The sequence below is a fragment of the Variovorax sp. 01N425 genome, assembly GCF_056399465.1.
Genome location: NZ_JBFTRJ010000007.1, coordinates 25,101 through 44,414, shown reverse-complemented (window position 1 = coordinate 44,414; position 19,314 = coordinate 25,101). Strand labels below are relative to the sequence as shown.

At 69.1% G+C, this 19,314-nt stretch carries 17 protein-coding genes; 12 read left to right on the top strand and 5 right to left on the bottom strand.

What is annotated here, in order from left to right; all coding sequences use genetic code 11:
• Positions 1 to 22 precede the first annotated feature (22 nt).
• The 6 genes from AC1DSC_RS13960 (at position 23) to AC1DSC_RS13935 (ending at position 8,371) form a co-directional block, all read left to right on the top strand.
• Positions 23 to 2,551: a penicillin acylase family protein gene (locus tag AC1DSC_RS13960; RefSeq protein ID WP_369663296.1), complete on the top strand. Its 2,529-nt coding sequence runs from the start codon at positions 23 to 25 to the stop codon at positions 2,549 to 2,551.
• A gap of 108 nt (positions 2,552 to 2,659) precedes the next feature.
• Positions 2,660 to 3,760, top strand: a complete 1,101-nt coding sequence (locus tag AC1DSC_RS13955; protein ID WP_015866658.1) for a BMP family ABC transporter substrate-binding protein — start codon at positions 2,660 to 2,662, stop codon at positions 3,758 to 3,760.
• 96 nt (positions 3,761 to 3,856) lie between these two features.
• On the top strand, positions 3,857 to 5,143 hold the full coding sequence (guaD, locus tag AC1DSC_RS13950) for a guanine deaminase (RefSeq protein ID WP_015866657.1): 1,287 nt from the start codon (positions 3,857 to 3,859) through the stop codon (positions 5,141 to 5,143).
• Positions 5,144 to 5,225: 82 nt separating this feature from the next.
• Positions 5,226 to 5,792 (top strand): dCTP deaminase, encoded by a 567-nt coding sequence (gene dcd, locus AC1DSC_RS13945; protein ID WP_015866656.1) that lies wholly within the window; start codon positions 5,226 to 5,228, stop codon positions 5,790 to 5,792.
• Between the two features lie 99 nt (positions 5,793 to 5,891).
• On the top strand, positions 5,892 to 6,779 hold the full coding sequence (ypfJ, locus tag AC1DSC_RS13940; RefSeq protein ID WP_015866655.1) for a KPN_02809 family neutral zinc metallopeptidase: 888 nt from the start codon (positions 5,892 to 5,894) through the stop codon (positions 6,777 to 6,779).
• Positions 6,780 to 6,910: 131 nt separating this feature from the next.
• A complete protein-coding gene (locus AC1DSC_RS13935; protein ID WP_015866654.1) occupies positions 6,911 to 8,371 on the top strand; it encodes a DEAD/DEAH box helicase in 1,461 nt (486 codons plus the stop codon).
• 15 nt (positions 8,372 to 8,386) lie between these two features.
• Here AC1DSC_RS13935 and AC1DSC_RS13930 read toward each other — a convergent pair whose 3' ends face one another.
• The 5 genes from AC1DSC_RS13930 to AC1DSC_RS13910 all read right to left on the bottom strand — a co-directional run bounded on the left by AC1DSC_RS13930 (position 8,387) and on the right by AC1DSC_RS13910 (position 13,191).
• A complete protein-coding gene (locus AC1DSC_RS13930; protein ID WP_015866653.1) occupies positions 8,387 to 8,608 on the bottom strand; it encodes a hypothetical protein in 222 nt (73 codons plus the stop codon).
• 128 nt (positions 8,609 to 8,736) lie between these two features.
• Positions 8,737 to 10,362, bottom strand: a complete 1,626-nt coding sequence (locus tag AC1DSC_RS13925) for a rhodanese-related sulfurtransferase (RefSeq protein ID WP_015866652.1) — start codon at positions 10,360 to 10,362, stop codon at positions 8,737 to 8,739.
• Complete coding sequence (locus tag AC1DSC_RS13920; protein ID WP_478131822.1) at positions 10,359 to 10,982, bottom strand: cysteine dioxygenase family protein; 624 nt, start codon at positions 10,980 to 10,982, stop codon at positions 10,359 to 10,361. The genes AC1DSC_RS13925 and AC1DSC_RS13920 overlap by 4 nt, the downstream gene beginning before the upstream one ends.
• On the bottom strand, positions 10,979 to 11,959 hold the full coding sequence (locus tag AC1DSC_RS13915; protein WP_015866650.1) for an ABC transporter substrate-binding protein: 981 nt from the start codon (positions 11,957 to 11,959) through the stop codon (positions 10,979 to 10,981). The genes AC1DSC_RS13920 and AC1DSC_RS13915 overlap by 4 nt, the downstream gene beginning before the upstream one ends.
• Positions 11,956 to 13,191, bottom strand: a complete 1,236-nt coding sequence (locus AC1DSC_RS13910) for an acyl-CoA dehydrogenase family protein (protein ID WP_015866649.1) — start codon at positions 13,189 to 13,191, stop codon at positions 11,956 to 11,958. The genes AC1DSC_RS13915 and AC1DSC_RS13910 overlap by 4 nt, the downstream gene beginning before the upstream one ends.
• Before the next feature lie 109 nt (positions 13,192 to 13,300).
• On the opposite strand from AC1DSC_RS13910, the gene AC1DSC_RS13905 reads away from it, so the two are divergent.
• From AC1DSC_RS13905 to AC1DSC_RS13880, 6 genes are all read left to right on the top strand, one after another.
• Positions 13,301 to 14,290: an ABC transporter substrate-binding protein gene (locus AC1DSC_RS13905; protein ID WP_015866648.1), complete on the top strand. Its 990-nt coding sequence runs from the start codon at positions 13,301 to 13,303 to the stop codon at positions 14,288 to 14,290.
• Between the two features lie 36 nt (positions 14,291 to 14,326).
• On the top strand, positions 14,327 to 15,436 hold the full coding sequence (locus AC1DSC_RS13900; protein ID WP_015866647.1) for an LLM class flavin-dependent oxidoreductase: 1,110 nt from the start codon (positions 14,327 to 14,329) through the stop codon (positions 15,434 to 15,436).
• A gap of 149 nt (positions 15,437 to 15,585) precedes the next feature.
• A complete protein-coding gene (locus AC1DSC_RS13895; RefSeq protein ID WP_015866646.1) occupies positions 15,586 to 16,410 on the top strand; it encodes a class II aldolase/adducin family protein in 825 nt (274 codons plus the stop codon).
• 22 nt (positions 16,411 to 16,432) lie between these two features.
• Complete coding sequence (locus tag AC1DSC_RS13890; RefSeq protein WP_369663295.1) at positions 16,433 to 17,446, top strand: ABC transporter substrate-binding protein; 1,014 nt, start codon at positions 16,433 to 16,435, stop codon at positions 17,444 to 17,446.
• Positions 17,443 to 18,525, top strand: a complete 1,083-nt coding sequence (locus AC1DSC_RS13885) for an ABC transporter permease (protein ID WP_369663294.1) — start codon at positions 17,443 to 17,445, stop codon at positions 18,523 to 18,525. Before AC1DSC_RS13890 ends, AC1DSC_RS13885 begins: the two co-directional genes overlap by 4 nt.
• Positions 18,519 to 19,313, top strand: a complete 795-nt coding sequence (locus AC1DSC_RS13880; RefSeq protein ID WP_369663293.1) for an ABC transporter ATP-binding protein — start codon at positions 18,519 to 18,521, stop codon at positions 19,311 to 19,313. The genes AC1DSC_RS13885 and AC1DSC_RS13880 overlap by 7 nt, the downstream gene beginning before the upstream one ends.
• Position 19,314 lies beyond the last annotated feature (1 nt).

The window sequence follows — 19,314 nt, the reverse complement described above, 5'->3', positions numbered from 1 at the left end:
AGAGCATCAACCGGAGACATCCATGAGACAGACATCCTCGCGCGGCGCCATGCCGCTGTCCCTGCTCGCGTTGGCCACCGCGGCCGTGCTCACTGCCTGCGGCGGCGGTGGAGGCAACGGGTTCTCGTTCCTCCCCGTCACCGGCCAGCCGCCCGGCAACCCGCCGGCCGACAGCGCCTACAAGGCCGAGATCCGCCGTACCGCGATGGGCGTGCCGCACATCAAGGCCGACACCTGGTCCGGCGCGGGCTACGGCTACGGCTACGCGCAGGCCGAGGACAACCTCTGCACCATGGCCGACTCGTTCCTCACCTACCGCGGCGAGCGTTCGCAGTACCTTGGCGGCGACGCGCAACTGGTGGCCGGCAGCACCATCGGGCGGCCGAAGAACATCGATTCCGACTTCTTCCACCGGCACGTGATCTCGGCCGACGTGCTCGAGAAGATGATTGCCGCGCAGCCCGACAACCTCCGGCAACTGGTCGAGGGCTTTGCCGCGGGCTACAACCGCTATCTGCGCGACCTGAAGGCCGGCGGCGCGGCGCACGAGGCCTGCCGGAGCGAAGCCTGGGTGAAGCCGATCGCGGCCGAGGACATCTACCGCCGCATGTACGCGGCCAATCTCGCGGGCGGCTACAGCAACTTCCTGCCGAACATCGCCAACGCGATCGCTCCGGCACCGGCTGCGCCCGCCAAGACCGCCGCGCGCGGCAGGCTCGGCAAGGCGGGGCTGCAACTCGCGGCAGCCGGCATGCGCATGCCCGAGCTGCAGGTGGGCGGGCACGAAGGCGTCGGCAGCAACATGATCGGCTTCGGCACCGCGGCCACCGGCGACGCGAGCCCGCTGCTCTTCGGCAACCCGCACTGGTACTGGCGCGGGCCCGACCGCTTCTACCAGGCGCAGCTCACGATCCCGGGCCAGCTCAACATCAGCGGCACCTCCTTCCTGGGCGTTCCGGTGATCCTGATCGGCTTCAACGACAACATCGCATGGAGCCACACGGTGTCGACCGCGCGCCGCTTCGGCTTCTTCGAACTCAAGCTGGCGGCGGGCGACCCGACCCGCTACATGCGCGACGGCAGCGCCGTGAAGATGCAGGCGCTGAACATCACGGTCGACGTGAAGCAGGCCGACGGCAGCATGGCGCCGGTGACGCGCACGCTCTACAAGTCGGAGTACGGGCCGATGGTCAACCTGGCGCCGCTGAACGCCGCGCTGGCCTGGAGCCAGACCACGGCCTTTGCGATCCGCGACATCAACGGCGAGAACTACCGCACCTTCCGCAACTGGCTGCGCTGGAACCAGGCGAAGTCGCTCGACGAGTTCATCGCCATCCAGCGCGAGGAGTCGGCCATTCCGTGGGTCAACACCGTGGCCGTGGGCCGCGGCGCGCCCAAGGCCTGGTATGCCGACATCGGCGCGGTCCCCAATGTGTCGCCCGCCCAGGTGGCGAGCTGCACGACGCCGCTGGGTGCGGCGATCGGCGCTTCGCTGCCGCGCGTGCCGGTCTTCGATGGCTCCAGGAGTGCCTGCGACTGGCAGACCGATGCCGATTCCGCCCAGAAGGGCGCGCTCGGCGCCTCCCGCATGCCGAGCCTGATGCGCGAGGACTACGTCGAGAATTCGAACGACAGCTACTGGCTCGCGAACCCGAAGGCGCCGATGACCGGCTACCCGGACATCATGGGTCCGGCCGGCACGGAGGCCGTGAGCTTCCGCACGCGCCTGGGCAACCTGCTGGCGCAGGGTCGCATCGACGGCACCGACAACTACGCCGGCAAGGCGGCCACCGCCGACACCGTCAAGCAGATGGTGCTCAACAGCCGCGTGCTGACGGCCGAGCTGTTCAAGGACCAGGCGCTGGCCATGGTGTGCGCCACGCCAACGATCAACGTGGCAACCGATCCGCAAGGCGGCGCCGCCATCGGGCGCGACGTGGACACCGGCCCCGCCTGCGCGGCGCTCCAGGCCTGGAACAACACCGGCGTGACCGGTGCGCGCGGCGCCCACGTCTGGGACGAGTTCTGGAGCCGCGCCGCACTGCAGCCATCGGCCACGCTCTACAACGTGCCCTTCAGCGCGAGCGATCCGATCCACACGCCGCGCGACCTGAAGCCCGGTGCGCAGGCCGCGCTGCAGCAGGCCTTCGGCGCAGCCATCGCGCGCGTGGAAGCCAGCGGCTTCGCACTCGATGCGCAGCGCGGCGACTACCTGTTCGCCACGCGCGGCGGCCAGAAGATACCGCTGTACGGCGGCTGCCACGGCCCGGGCTACTTCACCATCGCCTGCTCGGAGAACCGGCTCGACAAGGGCGGCTACACGATGGACGGCAACCCGAACGGCAACAGCTACATGCAGGTCGTGCGCTTCCCCGAAGGCGGCGTGGAGGCGCATACCTTCCTCACGTTCTCTCTGTCGGACGACCCGGCCTCGGCCCACAACGCCGACTACACGCGCGCCTACAGCGCGGGGCAGTGGCAGAGGGTGCCGTTCTCCGAAGCCGAGATCAAGGCCGACGCGGCCTACCGCAGCGCGGTGGTGAGCGAATAGGCCTTGCGCGCGGCGCGCCGGCGGCACCGCACTAAAATCCCCACCCCGCATCAGGCGCCCCGGCCCGTTGCGGGGTTTGTCGTTTCCGGGGCCATGTAGAGGAACACCATGTACAAAAACCTCGCGGGCCGCGCCATTCTGGCGTGGGCAGCCGCTTGTTTTTTAACTCCCGCCTTTTCGCAGCCGCAGTCTTCCAAGGAGCCGCTGAAGATCGGCTTCGTCTACGTCACGCCGGTCACCGATGCCGGCTGGGTGCGCCAGCATGAAGAGGGCCGCAAGGCCGTCGATGCGGCGCTCGGCGGCAAGGTCAGCACCACCTTCGTCGAGAACGTGCCCGAAGGCGCCGACGCCGAGCGCGTGATCCGCGACCTCGCGCAGCAGGGCCACCGGCTGATCTTCACGCCCAGCTTCGGCTACATGGAGCCGACGCTCAAGGTGGCGCGCGATTTTCCCGGCGTGAAGTTCGAGTCGATCACCGGCTACAAGACCGCGCCCAACGTTGCCACCGCCAATGCGCGCTACTACGAAGGCCGCTACCTCGCGGGCATCGCGGCTGGCCGCATGACCAAGACGAACGTGGCCGGCTACGTGGCGGGCTTTCCCATTCCGGAGGTGCTGCAGGGCATCAACGCCTTCACGCTCGGCATGCGCTCGGTGAACCCGAATGCCAAGGTCGTCGTGGTGTGGCTCAACGAATGGTTCGATCCGCCGAAGGAGCGCGACGCGGCCATGGCGCTGTTCAACCAGAACGCCGACGTCATCGCCTTCCACACCGGCTCCACGGCGGTGATGGCCGCGGCGCAGGAACGCGGCAAGCTGGCCGTGGCCTACCACTCCGACATGCGCAAGATCGCGCCCGACGCGCAGATCGTCGCCGTCACGCACCAGTGGGGCGGCTACTACACCGAGCGTGCGCGCGCGGTGCTCGACGGCAGCTGGAAGAGCGGCAATGTGTGGGGCGGCGTGAAGGAAGGAATGATCCGCGTCGGCGACTTCGGCCGCAAGGTGCCCAAGGCGGTGCAGCAGGAAGTGCTGGCGCGGCAGAAGGACATTGCGGCGGGCAGGCTGCAGCCCTTCCGCGCGGTGGCGGCCGATGTGCGCGACAACGAAGGCCGCACCGTCATCGCCAAGGGTGCGCAACTGAACGACGAGCAGATCCTGAAGATGAACTGGCTCGTGGAAGGCGTGCAGGGGCGCGTGGGGCGTTGACCCGGCCGGGCGCTTGCCGAGTGGCTTTGGCATATAGCACTCATACGCGCATGGAAATTGCAGCGGCCCGGGCCTGGATTACCCTCGGCAGCCACGATGAAAAAAGCCTACCGCGCCTCCCTCCTGCGATTCGACGATGCCGGCCTGCCCGTTTTCGATGAAGACGGCCTGCTGGTCGTCGCGCCCGACAGCGCCGGCCGCCAGCGCGTGCTCGATGCCGGCAGCCATGCCGCCGTGTCGCCGCGCCACCCCGATGCCGAGCTGACCCACCTGCCGGGCCGCATCCTCGCGCCGGGCTTCGTGGACATGCACATCCACTTTCCGCAGACCGACATCATCGGTTCGCCCTCGCCGGGGCTCTTGCCCTGGCTCGAGAACTACACCTTCCCGGCGGAAGCCAGGTTTGCCGACCCTGCGCATTCGAACGAGGTGGCCGACGTGTTCTTCGGCGAACTGCTGCGCAACGGCGTCACGACCGCGCTGGCCTTTGCGACTTCGCACGTGGCCTCGGTCGATGCGTTCTTCGAGGGCGCCCAGCGCCGCGGCCTGCGCATGATCAGCGGCAAGGTGCTGCAGGACCGGCATTCGCCCGACGGCGTGCGCGACGAAACCGAGCAGAGCCTCATCGACACCGAGGCGCTGATCCGCAAGTGGCACAACACCGGCCGGCTGGGCTACGCCATCACCCCGCGCTTCGCGCCCGCGAGCACCGACGCCCAGATGCGCGGCGCGGGCGAGCTGGCCGCGAAGTACCCCGACACCTGGATCCAGTCGCACGTGGCCGAGAACCGCGACGAGGTGGCGTGGGTGCGCGAGCTCTATCCCCAGGCGCGCTCCTACCTCGACGTGTACGCCGGCTTCGGGCTGATGCGCGAGCGCGCCGTGTATGCGCACTGCATCTACCTGGACGACACCGACCGCGCGCTGCTGCGCGACACCAAGACGGCCGCGGCCGTGAGCCCGACCAGCAACCTGTTTTTGGGCAGCGGCTTCTTCGACTTTGGTGCGGCCGACCGCGTGGGCTACCCCTACGGCCTGGCCAGCGACGTGGGCGGCGGCACCAGCTTCAGCCCCTTCCACACGATGCTGGCCGCCTACTACGTGGGCCGCGAGGGCCAGACCAAGGCCGGCCTGAGCATCGCGCCTTCCGAGCTCTGGTGGCGCCACACCGGCGGCGCGGCGCGCGCGCTCGGGCTGGATGGCGCGGTCGGCAACCTGCAGCCCGGCTGCGAGGCCGACTTCCTCGTGCTCGACCCCCAGGCCACGCCGCTGCTGGCCCGCAAGGCCGCGCGCGCGAACAGCCTCGAGGAGCTGCTGTTCGCGATGATCGTGCTGGGCGACGACCGGCTGGTCGAGCGCACGGTGATCTCGCAGGCGGGATAGCCGCAAGCTCGCCGCAGGGCCGGGGCATGGCGCGTGCCACAATTCGCGCCATTCCTCCCCGCAGCAGCATCAGCGACCGCATATGAGCATCAAGAGCGACAAATGGATCCGGCGCATGGCCGAGCAGAACGGCATGATCGAGCCCTTCGAGCCCGGCCAGGTGCGCGAGGCCGCCGGCCACAAGATCATCAGCTACGGCACCTCGAGCTACGGCTACGACATCCGGTGCGCGCCTGAATTCAAGGTTTTCACCAACATCCACAGCACCGTGGTCGACCCGAAGAACTTCGACGAGAAGAGCTTCGTCGACATGCACGGCGACTACTGCATCATCCCGCCCAACAGCTTCGCGCTGGCGCGCACGGTCGAGTACTTCCGCATCCCGCGCAACGTGCTCACCATCTGCCTGGGCAAGAGCACCTATGCGCGCTGCGGCATCATCGTCAACGTGACGCCCTTCGAGCCCGAATGGGAAGGCTACGTGACGCTCGAATTCAGCAACACCACGCCGCTGCCCGCCAAGATCTATGCGGGCGAGGGCTGCGCGCAGGTGCTGTTCTTCGAGAGCGACGAAGTCTGCGAAACCAGCTACAAGGACCGCGGCGGCAAATACCAGGGACAGCGCGGCGTCACGCTGCCCAAGACCTGAGCCGCGCAATCTGACCGCCGGTTACGCAGCCGGCGGCCGGGCCAAGTACCATCCAGAGGCGATCCGGCAAAACCCTGCAAGGCCGGCAAGGAGACTGCGATGAGATGGGAAGGCAACGAACAATCCGAGAACGTGGAAGACCGCCGCGGTGAAGACGGCGGCGGCGGTGGCGGCGGCTTCATCGGCGGGCGCAGCATCGGCATCGGCACCATTGCCGTGGCGCTGATCGCAGGCTGGATCTTCGGCATCAATCCGCTGACCGTGCTGAGCCTGCTGAGCGGCGGCGGTGGCGAACAGGTGCAGGTGCAGCAGCAGCAAGGCCCTGCGCCCAAGCCGCCCTCGAACGACCGCGAAGCGGCCTTCGTCTCGACCGTGCTGCGCAACACCGAGGTGGTGTGGAGCGGCATCTTCCGGCAGAACGGCGGCAGCTACCAGCCGCCGCGGCTCGTGCTGTTCCGCGGCGCCACGCCCACGGCATGCGGCACCGGCCAGGCGGCGATGGGGCCGTTCTACTGCCCCGGCGACAAGAAGGTCTACATCGACCTCGCCTTCTACGACACGCTCAAGAACCAGCTCGGCGCGCCCGGCGAATTCGCGCAGGCCTACGTCATTGCGCACGAGGTCGGCCACCACGTGCAGGACGAGCTCGGCGTGACCGCCAAGGTCGACGGCATGCGCGGGCGCCTGAGCCAGTCGCAGAACAACGCGCTGAGCGTTCGCGTCGAGCTGCAGGCCGACTGCTTTGCCGGCATCTGGGCGCACCATTCGCAGGAGTCGAAGAAGTGGCTCGACCCGGGCGACATCGAGGCCGCGATGAATGCCGCGCAGAAGATCGGCGACGACGCGCTGCAGCGTTCCGCGGGCCGCGCCGTGGTGCCCGACAGCTTCACCCACGGATCGAGCGCGCAGCGCCAGCGCTGGTTCGGCGCGGGCTATCAAAGCGGCGATGTCAAGTCCTGCGACACCTTCAATGCACGCAATCTTTGAGCATCGAGGGCGTCAAATGCCCGTGGTTGTTGAACAAGTTGCTATGAAATAAGTAGCAATACAGCTGGCGCGGAGTTTGTCGCGCCGCTGTCACTGCCATTTTTTGCGGCAGTGCGACAATAGAAGGCTTAATGACAAGCTCCTTCTCCAATCTATCGCTGGCGGAACCGCTGGCGCGCGCCGTAGCCGAAATGGGCTACGAGACCATGACTCCCATCCAGGAACAGGCCATTCCGGTCGTGCTTTCGGGGCAGGACGTGATGGGGGCCGCGCAGACCGGCACCGGCAAGACCGCGGCGTTCTCGCTGCCGCTGCTGCAGCGCATGCTCAAGCACGAGAACGCCTCCACCTCGCCCGCGCGGCATCCGGTGCGTGCGCTGGTGCTGTTGCCCACGCGCGAACTGGCCGACCAGGTGGCCCAGCAGGTCAAGCTGTACGCCAAGTACACCAACCTGCGCAGCACGGTGGTGTTCGGCGGCATCGACATGAAGCCGCAGACGCTCGAGCTCAAGAAGGGCGTCGAAGTGCTGGTGGCCACGCCGGGCCGGCTGCTCGATCACATCGAGGCCAAGAACGCGGTGCTCAACCAGGTGGAGTACGTGGTGCTCGACGAGGCCGACCGCATGCTGGACATCGGCTTCCTGCCCGACCTGCAGCGCATCCTGAGCTACCTGCCCAAGCAGCGCACCACGCTCCTGTTCTCGGCCACCTTCTCGCCCGAGATCAAGCGGCTTGCGGGCAGCTACCTGCAGAACCCGGTCACCATCGAGGTGGCGCGGCCGAACGAAACGGCCTCCACCGTCGAGCAGCACTTCTACAGCGTGACCGACGACGACAAGCGCCGCGCGCTCAAGCAGATCGTGAAGCAGCGCGGCATCACGCAGGCCTTCGTGTTCGTCAACAGCAAGCTCGGCTGTGCGCGCCTGGCGCGTTCGCTCGAGCGCGACGGCCTTCGCACCACCGCGCTGCACGGCGACAAGAGCCAGGACGAACGCCTGAAGGCGCTCGCCTCGTTCAAGGCCGGCGAGGTCGACCTGCTGGTGTGCACCGACGTCGCGGCCCGCGGCCTCGACATCAAGGACGTGCCCGCGGTCTTCAACTTCGACATTCCGTTCAACGCCGAAGACTACGTGCACCGCATCGGCCGCACGGGCCGCGCCGGCGCCTCGGGCCTGGCCGTGAGCTTTGCGAGCGGCGGCAACGACGCGCGCCTGGTGGCCGACATCGAGAAGCTGATCAAGAAGAAGATCGAGCTCGAACCCGTCGAGTTCGAGGAAGACCGCCCGCGCGGCCGCATCAACGACGGACGCCGCCACTGGCGCGAAGAAGGCGAAGCCGGCGATGCGCGCGACGTGCTCGACCAGCCGCGCGAGCGCCGCGAGACCGAAGCCCGGCGCGGCGGCGGACGCCCGCACCGCGCACCTTCCGCGCCGCGCGATCCGTTCTTCGACAAGCCCTACGAACCGGGCCAGGCCGACGCCACGCCGGCCTGGGAAGCCGCCGCCAAGGCAGCACCTTCACGCGGCATCTCGAGCAACATCAAGACCAAGCGCAAGGTCGCGGCCCTCTTCAAGAGCGCCGAAACCAGCTGAGGCCCCGCCCGGGGCTCACCTCCATCCGCGGTGCCAGCCGTAGCGCGGGTGGTGCCAGCCATAGCCGTAGCGCGGGTGGTAGCTCCAGACGAAACCCACGCCCGGCGACACATAGGTCGGGGCCACGTAGGCAACGCCCGGTGGCGCCGTGTAGACAGGTTGCGCCGGCGCGACCACGCAGCCGGTCAGGGTGGCCGCCAGCGCGGCGGCCGAGAGGGCGAGAACAGGCAGTCTCATGGCGATGCTCCTGGGACGAGTTGTGATGGGTATTCCCAGAAAACGCCCCGCGCGAACGGCGGATGACCTCCTTTACCCCCGCGAAATAATGTGACCGGCCGGTTGCAAGCCGGCCGTCGCACCGCGCCTCAGATCACGTGGAAATGGTGCGTGCCGTCGCGCGCCAGCTGCGCGACCAAGCCGTATTCCCAGTCCAGGTAGGCCTGCATGGCCTCCGCCGGTGCATCGGTGCCTTCGTAGGGCCTGCGGTAGCGGTCGGTGCGCGGCGTCGCAAGCCGCGTCTCGCCGGTTTCCGCCTCCAGGCCTGCCGCAAACCATGCCGCGTTACCGCCGGCCAGCGACAGCACTTCCACGTCGCGCTGGCCGCGCGCATCGAGCAGCAGGCGCAGGTCGGCCGCGGCGTAACGTGCGAGCAGGCTGCTGCCGCAGGTCAGCACATAGCGTTGCGATGCGGGAATGGCCGCGTCGATCGCACCCGCGAGCTGCGCGCGGATGGCGTACCAGGCACCCGGGATGTGGCGCTTCACGTAGTTGGCGCTGGTGGTCACATCGATCACCGCCGTGCCGATCTGCTGCTTCAGCAAGGCCGCCAGCTCCACGGGCGAGATCTCCGCCACGGCGGCCGCGGCGGGTGGGTAGGCGGGCGGCGGCGCAGCCGTCTCGGTGAAGGCCGAGGCGGGCGGCACCGCGTCGGGCACGTAGACCTCCCAGCCCATCTGCGCGAGCCAGGACGCGCTCATCGATGCCCGCACGCCGTCGTCGTCGGCCAGCACGATGCGTGCGCCGCGCACCGGCACCTGGTGATCGGTTTCCTGCACCAGCTGGCCGCCGGGTGCGCTCGCAAAGCCGGGCAGGTGGCCGGCCTCGTATTCCTCGGGCGTGCGTACGTCGAAGCGGTACACGGTGCGCCCCGGGGCCTCCAGCGCGTGCAGCGCATCGAGCCCGATGCGGCGCACGCCGGCCCTCTCGGCCACGCGCCGCGCATCGGCCTGTGCCTGCACGCGGTGCGCATCGGACACCACGGCCGGCGCCTTGCGGTCCGCGCCATGGTCGAGCACCTGCCCCGCGAGCTTCCAGCCGATGGTGCCGTTGCGCAGCGCCGCCACCGGATTCGGAATGCCCGCATTCACCAGCGACTGCGTGCCGATGATGCTGCGCGTGCGGCCCGCGCAATTGACGATCACCTGCGTCGCCGGGTCGGGTGCCAGCTCGCGCACGCGCAGCACCAGCTCGGCGCCGGGCACGCTGGTGGCCGAGGGGATGCTCATCGTGCGGTATTCGTCGAAGCGGCGCGCGTCGAGCACCACCACGTCGGCCTGGCCCTCGACCAGCGCCTTCACCTCGGGCGCGGAGAGCGAGGGCGTGTGCCGCTCGTGCTCGACCAGTTCGCCGAAGGACTTGCTCGGCACGTTCACGTCGCGGAACAGCTCGCCGCCGGCCGCGCGCCAGCCTTCGAGGCCGCCTTCGAGCAGGTGCAGGTTGGTGTAGCCGATTGCAGCCAGCGTGCGCGCGGCGAGCGGCGCCAGTTCGGTGCCGTTGTGCGCGCCGTACAGCACGATGAAGGTGTCCCGCCGCGGAATGCGCCGCCAGGCCTCGATCTCGATGCGCGAGAGCGGCAGGTTGGCGGCCCACAGCGGATGCTCCTGCGCGAAGGGGTCTTCCTCGCGCACGTCGAGCAGCGCGGTTTCGTCGCGTGCGAGCAGGCGCGCGCGCACGGCGGCGAAGGGCAGCAGGGGGAAGGCGGTGGTCGTCATGCGGATGTCGTCGTCGATCTGGGTCCGGATGAGCGGTCCCACAGGTTGGGAAGCAGCGTGTTGGAGTAGCCCGAGACAAAGGGCTTGCGTGCGCCCTCGGCCGGGTAAGTATGCCGCTGGACGGCGCCGATGTTGGCGCCGTACACGTGGATGCTGATGGATACGCGGTCTGCATGCGCGTTGTGCACGCGATGCAGGTCGCCGATGGCGGGCGACACGGCCTCCACGTTGCCGGCGTCCAGCCGCACCGCTTCGCCTTGCGGCCGAGCCTGGCGGTCGCTGCCGACGGCATAGGCCTGGCTGTATTCGGCGCCGCGCAGCATGCCGATCAGGCCCCACACCGTGTGGTCGTGCACCGGCGTCGCCTGCCCCGGTCCCCAGACAAAGCTCACGACCGAGAAGCGCTCGGTGCTGTCGGCGTGCAGCAAGAACTGCTGGTAGCGCGCCGGGTCGGGCTGGGCAAAGGCATCGGGCAGCCAGTCGTCCTGCGCCACCAGCCGGCGGAGCAGGGCGCCGCCTTCGGAAAGAATGCGCGGCTCGTTGGGGCCGCTGTCGAGCAGGCGGCCGAATGCGACGATGAATTCACGCAGCGGCGCGATGGCGCCAGACGCGCGGCTCACGCGGGACGCTTCCACAGCTGCGCATCGGTGATGGCGCGCACGTCAACGCGCAGCGGCAGGATGCCGTCGCGCGCCGAGCGGTCGGCCACCGTCTGCAGCGCGGCAATGTCGGCTTCGGACACTGGCCGGCCCGTGACCGAGGCGCGCGCCGTGATGATGCGGGCCGATTCGATCGGCAGGCGCGTGAGCTGGCTGTAGGCCTGCGCATAGGCCTCGGGGGTGGCCAGCGCCCATTCGCCCGCGCGCGCCAGCCGGTCCAGAAACTGCACGATGGCGGCGCGCTTGGCGGGGTCGGCGAGCGACGGCTCGCTCGCGGTGATGAAGCCCAGCGCCGTGTTGATGCCGCGCCCATCGCGCAGGATGCGCCCGCCCTGCTGCAGCGCGATCGTGTAGTAGGGATCGAACACAGCCCAGGCATCGATCTGCTTCGAGGCAAAGGCCGCGGCCGCATCGGTCGGCAGCACGAACTTCACCGTGACCTCGTCGCGCCGCACGCCGGCTTCCTCGAGCGCGCCGTAGAGCTGGTATTGCGAGATGCTGCCGCGCGCGGACGACACGATCACCGTCTTGCCGCGCAGGTCGGCCACCTGGCGCAACGGCGAATCGGGCTGCACCACGATGCCCAGCGCATCGGCCTTGCCGACGCGCGTGGCGACGATCTTCAGCGGCGTCCGGCCGACCGCCGCCGCCAGCACCGGCAGGTCGCCGGCCACCGCGGTGTCGACGGCCGCGCTGCGCTGCGCCTCGAACAGCGGCGCCGCGCCCTGGAAGTTGGCCCAGCGGTAGGCGAAGGGCACGCCCTCGAGCGCCTTCGAGGCCTCGAACAGCGCGCGCAGGCCGCCGGCCTGGTCGCCGAGCACCAGCGTGGTTTGCGCTTGCGCCCATGCGCCCAGCGGCGCGGTGGCTGCGAACGAGAGCGCCGCGCCCTGCTTGAGCCAATGGCGGCGCGAGGCCTTGGAGAACAGCAGGTCGGTCATGCGGCGGCCCCCTCGGAAAGCAATGCGCGCTTGCCCGCCGCAACCAGGACCGCGTCGTTCTGCGGCGTGTGGATGCGGCTGCACAGCACGTCGCGGTAGTGCCGCTCGAGGGGGTTCTGCCGCGCGAGGCCGTGGTTGCCGCTGAGTTGCAGCGCGAGTTCGACCGCACGGATGGCGTTGCCCGTCACGGTGTACTTGAGCAGGCCGCTGTCGGCGGCCGGCTGCGCGCGGCCTTCGTCGACGGCGCGCGTCGCATCGTCGAGCAGCACGCGGTTGGTGCGAAGCAGCGCCTCGATCTCTCCCACATGCTCCTGCACGCGCGCAAGGCTCGCGAGCGGCGCACCCAGGCTGCCGGGCGCACGATGGTTCAGGAAGCTCACCAGCCAGCCGCGCGCGGCCTGCGCCACCGCGTCGTAGAGGCTGCCGAGCAGCACCGTCATCCAGGCCTGCTGCGCGGCGTGGGCGTCGATGTCGGTCTGGCTGCCGGCATCGGGTGCCCAGTCGGCCGGGGCGCGAAGGTCGACCGCGTGGTCGAGCTCGATCGCCACGTTCTCGAACACCACCTCGTGGCTGCCCGAGGCGCGCAGGCCCAGATGGTCCCAGCTCGCGATCACGCGCACACCGGGTGCATGGCGCGGCACCAGGAACACGCCGGTGCGCGGCACGGCCTCGTCGGTGCGGGCCCACACGGCGAGCCACGACAAGCCTTCGATGCCGGTCGTGTAGAGCTTGTGGCCATCGATCCTCCAGCCGCCGCCTTCGCGGCGCGCGACCGTCGCGGGCAGCCCGCCGCGTGCGGGCGAGCCGAGCGCGGGCTCGACGCGCAGCGCATTGATGAGCGCGCCGCGTTCCACTGCGCTGCGCAGCACGCGTTCGCGCAAGTGCGGCGGCCAGCGGCTGTCGCTGCGCGCGAGTGCGTGGTGCTGCAGGTAGGTCATCGTCAGGATCAGCGCGGTGGCCGGCTCGCCGCGCGCCACGGCCGCGATCACGCGCCGTGCCGTGGCCAGCGTGGCGCCGCCGCCGCCATGCGCCGCGGGCGCCACCAGGCCGACGAGGCCGTGCGACTGCAAGGCCGCGAAGTTCGGATGCGGAAAGGCGCCGCTGCGGTCGTGGTCGGCCGCGGTGGCGGCGAACTGCGCCGACAGATGCGCGAGCAATGCGGCATCGACGGTGGCAGGCGTGGGATGGTCTTCATTCGTGGCCGGCGGGCGGCGCAAGGGGAGTGCACTCATGGCTGCGCACGGTACCGGGGCCGCGCCGCACCGGAAACGACGCATCCCGCATATGCAAACTCGTTTTTCTGCGTTCGCTTTTGCCGGCTGCCTCGGTACGGTCCGGTGCATGACATCTGACTTCCCCATCGACAGGCGACGCCTGCTCCAGGCCGCCGCGGGCTGGAGCGCCCTGGGCGCGGTGGGCGCGGCACCGGCGCGCGACCTTTCTGGCGTGACACTGCGCGTGGGCACCTACAAGGGGCTCTGGCGGCCGCTGCTGCAGGCCTCCGGCCAAGCCAATACGCCCTACAAGATCGACTGGCGCGAGCTCAACAACGGCGTGCTGCACATCGAGGCCATCAACGGCGATGCGCTCGACCTGGGCTCGGGCAGCGAGATCCCGCCGGTGTTCGCGGCGCGCCAGAAATCCAGCGTGCGGCTGGTGGCCGTGACGCATGAAGACCTCAACAACCAGGCCACGCTGGCGCGCAAGGATTCGCCGATCCGCCGCATCGCCGACTTCAAGGGCAAGCGCGTGGGCTACGTGCGCGCCACCACCTCGCACTACTACCTGGCCAGGCAGCTGGCCGAGGCGGGGCTTTCGTTCAGCGACATCCAGGCCGTGAGCCTCACGCCTTCGGACGGCCTCTCGGCCTTCGCGCGCGGCGACCTCGATGCCTGGGCCATCTACGGCTACAACGGCCAGCTGGCGCGCACGCAGTACGGCGCGCGCACCATCAAGACCGGGGTGGGCTACCTCTCGGGCAACTTCCCGATCTACGCCAACCCGCGTGCGCTCGACGACGAACTGCGCCGCGCGGCGCTGGGCGACCTGCTGCAGCGCCTGCAGCGCGCCTTCGCATGGATCAACGGCAACTTCCTGGCCTATGCGCGTGCGCAGTCGGCCGAGACGCGCGTGCCGGTCGGCGACCTGGTCGAACTCTTCAACGGCCGCAGCGGCGACTACAGCCTGGGCCCGGTTACCGATGCGGTGGTGCGCAGCCACCAGGAGGTGGCCGACACCTTCCTGAAGATCGGCGTGCTCGATGGGCCCGCCGACGTGAAGCCCCTGTGGGACCGCCGCTTCGAGAGCCTGCTGCGCCTGCCCGCCGCCTGAACAACACACATATCACCCTGAAAACACGAGGACACCATGAGCCAGAACGACGTTGAATTCATCGGCATGATCCAGGGCCAGAAGGTCTCGGAGATCCACGCGGCCAAGGGCCCGGCCATCGACCGCGACTACGTGCGCGCCTTTGCCCAGGCGCACGAGAACGCGGGCTTCGACCGCGTGCTGGTGCCGCACCATTCCACCGGCCCCGACGCCACGCTGACCGTGGCCCATGCCGCATCGGTCACCGAGCGCATCCACTTCATGCTTGCGCACCGCCCGGGCTTCGTGGCGCCCACGCTCGCGGCGCGCCAGTTCGCCTCGCTCGACCAGTTCAGCGGCGGCCGGCTCGCGGTGCACTACATCTCGGGCGGCTCCGACGAGGAACAGCGCCGCGACGGCGACTGGCTCGGCCATGACCAGCGCTATGCGCGCACCGACGAATACCTCGACGTGCTGCACAAGGTGTGGACCGCCGACAAGCCCTTCGACCATGAAGGCGCGCACTACCGCTTCCAGAACGCTTTCTCCGAAGTGAAGCCGCTGCAGACGCGCAACGGCAAGCCGCATGTGCCGGTGTACTTTGGCGGTGCCTCGGAGGCGGCGATTCCGGTGGCCGGCAAGTACGCCGACGTGTATGCGCTGTGGGGCGAGTCGCTCGACCAGGCGCGCGAACTCACGGCGCGCGTGCGTGCAGAGGCCGCGAAGCACGGGCGCAGCGTGCGCTTCTCGGTGTCGTTCCGCCCGATCCTGGCGCAGACCGAAGAGGCCGCATGGGCGCGCGCCGAGAACATCCTGGCCGAGACGAAGCGCCTGCGCGTGGTGCAGGGCTACAACCGCGGCGGGCCGCAGCAGAGCGAAGGTGCGAAGCGCCTGCTCGCCGCGGCCGAGAAGGGCACGCGGCTCGACAAGCGGCTGTGGACGGCGGTGGCGCAGGAGATCGGCGGCCGCTCCAACAGCACGGCGCTGGTCGGCACGCCCGAGCAGGTGGCCGATGCGCTGCTCGACTACTACGACCTGGGCGTGACCACCTTCCTGATCCGCGGCTTCGATCCGCTGGAAGACGCGGTCGACTATGGACGCGAGCTGATTCCGCGTGTGCGCGAGCTGGTGGCGCAGCGTGCGGCTTCGGCTCGCAAAGCGGCGTGACCTGACTTTCTCCCTCCCCTTGCGGGGGAGGGCAGGGGTGGGGGCAAGCGGCCTCGACCACCGCCATGGCGTTTGAAGCCGTCGTGCCCCCATCCCAGCCTTCCCCCGGAAGGGGAAGGAGCAACACCCAATACCCCAAGAGATCTCCGATGAATGCCGTTCTTTCCATCGACCGCAACGCCCCCCAGCCGCTCGAGCTCAACCCCTACCCGCAGCAGAAGTACTGGTTCGACCCCATCCCCCCGCGCACCAGCGTGCAGGCTGAGCGCCGCCACCGGCAGGAGCGCTTGGCAGGCGCGTTCCGCCTGTTCGCGCGCTTTGGCTTCGCCCAAGGCCTCGCGGGCCACATCACCGCGCGCGACCCGGAGCTCAGCGATCACTTCTGGGTCAACCCGCTGGGCATCCACTTCTCGCGCATCAAGGTCTCGGACCTGCTGCTCGTCAATTCGAAGGGCGAGACGGTGATCGGCGACCGGCCGCTCAACAAGGCCGCCTTCGCCATCCATGCCGCGATCCACGAGCACAACCCGAAGATCGTTGCCGCCGCCCACACGCATTCGACCTACGGCAAGGCCTGGTCGACGCTCGGCCGCAAGCTCGACACGATCACGCAGGACAGCTGCGTGTTCCACGGCGACGTGGCGCTGTTCGACGACTTCACCGGCATGGTGGTCGACACCAGCGAGGGCGAGCGCATCGCGCGGGCGCTGGGCGACAAGAAGGGCGCGATTCTCAAGAACCACGGCATCCTGACTGCGGGCCCGACGGTGGAGGCCGCCGCGTGGTGGTACATCGCGCTCGACAACGCCTGCCACACGCAACTTCTCGCCGAGGCCGCCGGCAAGCCGCAGCCCATCGACGAGGAAACCGCGCGCCACACGCACAGCCAGATCGGAGGGCCGGAGGGGGCCATCCATTCCTTCGACAGCCTTTATCAAGGCCTGGTCGAGGCGGAGCCCGAACTGCTGCTCTGAAGAAAAACCACTGGAGTTCTCGATGACCGCTTCTTTCTCACGCCCCGTATCGCGCCGGGGTGTCCTGCGCGGAGGCGCCGCCGCTGCCGTGGTCGCCTCTGGCGGCCTGATCGCCTCGCAGGCCTTCTCGCAGCAGGCGCGCAAGCTCACCTTTGCATGGAACGCCGCCGCGTTCTGCCTCTCGCCCGTCGTCGTCGCGCAGGAGCGCGGCTACTTCGAGCGCAACGGCCTGCAGGTGGACCTGATCAACTACACCGGTTCCACCGACCAGCTGCTGGAGTCGCTGGCCACGGCCAAGGCCGATGCGGCGGTGGGCATGATCCACCGCTGGCTCAAGCCGCTGGAGTCGGGCTTCGACGTGAAGATCGTCGGCAGCTCGCACGGCGGCTGCGTGCGGCTGGTGGGCGCCAGGAGCGCAGGTGCGACCAGCATCGCAAACCTCAAGGGCAAGATCATCGGCGTGTCGGACATCGCGAGCCCGGGCAAGAACTTCTTCTCGATCCTGCTCGCGAAGAACGGCATCGATGCCGACAAGGACGTGACCTGGCGCCAGTATCCGGCCGACCTGCTCGACATTGCCGTGCAGAAGGGCGAGATCCATGCGATTGCAGATGGCGACCCGAACGTCTACCTGATCGAGAAGCGCAACAAGGGCGCCTTCGTGGAGATTGCGAGCAACCTCTCGGGCGAATACAAAGACAAGGTCTGCTGCATCGTCGGCGCGCGCGGCGAACTCGTGCGCAAGGACAAGCCGGCCGTGGCTGCGCTGGTGCGCGCCATTGCGCAAGCTTCCGACTACGTGGCCGAGAACCCGAACGAATCCGCCAAGCTGTTTGCGAAGTATTCGCCCAAGGTGCCGATCGAGGACCTGCGCGCGCTGCTTGGCACGCTCACGCACAACCACCATCCGCTCGGCAAGAACCTGCGCGACGAGGTGGAGTTCTATGCGCGCGATTTCCGCGGCGTCGGCGTGCTCAAGAAGACCACCGATCCGGTGCGCTTTGCCGAACACGTCTCTTTCGATCCACTCGCATGAGCACCCCCGACCCCGCATTGGGCTTCGATTCCCTCCCCTTCCGGGGGAGGGCCAGGGTGGGGGCCGCGGCGCCCGAGCGCACGCCGGCTCCCATTTCGACATCGCCCCGTATCCAAGCGGCCCTGCCCCCATGGCGCATCGGCTTCGCCGCCGCAGCCGCATGGTTCGCCCTCGGCCTGCTCACGCTCTACTGGCCGAACAAGGCCGTCGGCTTCAGCGACTGGGCCTACACCGACGAGTTCGGCATCGCCGCCCTCGCCGTGGGCGCGCTGCTGCTGGCCGCCGCATCGCTCGGGCCGCGCGCCGGCCGCGTCGCGATTGCACTGCGGCCAGCGGGCCCATGGCTCGTCGCGCTGTCCGTGCTGTTCGCGATCTGGGAGATCGCGACCGCCAAGCTCGCGCTGCTGCCCACGCCGTTCTTTGCGCCGCCGCAAAGCCTGGTCGAGACCTACATCGACGACTGGCGCCGCCTCGGAGAAAGCCTGCTGCATTCGACCCGGCTGCTCGCGCATGGCTTCGTGCTGGGCGCGCTCGCGGGCTTTCTCACGGGCGTGACCATCGGCTGGTCGCGCATCGCAGGCTACTGGGTGCATCCGGTGCTGCGCTTCGTGGGGCCGGTGCCGGCTTCGGCGCTGCTGCCGCTGGCGTTCTTCTTCTTTCCGTCGAGCTATGCGGCCGCGGTGTTTTTGATCGCGCTGGCGACCGGATTTCCGGTGGCGGTGCTCACCTGGTCGGGCGTGGCGGGCGTCAACCGCAACTACTACGACGTGGCGCGCACCATGGGTGCGAGCGAGCGCTTCCTGGTGCTGCGCGTGGCCATTCCGGCTGCGTTGCCGCAGGTTTTCGTGGGCCTTTTCATGGGGTTGGGCGCGGCGTTCTCGGTGCTCGTGACGGCCGAGATGATGGGCGTGAAGGCGGGGCTGGGCTTCTATCTTTCGTGGGCGCAGGGCTGGGCCTCGTACTCGAACATGTATGCCGCGCTGATCGTGATGGCGGTGCTGTGCTCGGGCCTGATCACGCTGCTCTTCAAGGTGCGCGACCGCGTGCTGTCATGGCAGAAGGGGACCGTCAAATGGTAGCCACCGCCATTGCAGAAGCGGGCGTGCGCCGGGCCGGCGCGCACATCGACATCCGCGGCGTGAGCCACTGGTTCGACGTGCCCGCGGGGCCGCTGCAGGTGCTCGACGACATCGACCTTGCGGTGAAGCCCGGCGAGTTCGTCGCGCTGCTGGGGCCGAGCGGCTGCGGCAAGTCGACGCTGCTGCGCCTCGTGGCCGGGCTCGAGCCCGCCACCGCCGGCCGCATCACGCAGGACGATGCACCCATCACGCGGCCCGACCCGTCGCGCATCGTCGTGTTCCAGGACCCGACGCTCTACCCCTGGCGCAGCGTGTGGGACAACGTGGCGCTGGGCCTGCAGGCGCGCGGCGTGCTCAAGGCGCAGCGCGGGCGCGTCGACGAGGCGCTGAAGCTTGTCGGCCTCAGCGACTTTGCCAAGGCCTTTCCGCACCAGCTCTCGGGCGGCATGGCGCAGCGTGTGGCGCTGGCGCGTGCGCTGGTCAACGATCCGCAGCTGCTGGTGCTCGACGAGCCGCTCGGCAAGCTCGATTCGCTCACGCGCATTGCGATGCAGAGCGAGCTGGTCAACCTGTGGCAGCGCGCGGGTTTCTCGGCGCTGCTGGTGACGCACGATGTGGAAGAGGCGCTGTTCCTCGCCAACCGCGTGATCGTGCTGAGCGACCGGCCGGCGCGCATTGCGGCGGAGATCGTGGTCGACCTGCCGTATCCGCGGCATCGCGGCCATGCGCGTTTGGCGCAATTGCGGCACGAAGCGTTGCGGCATCTGGGGCTCGACGCCACCTGGTGAG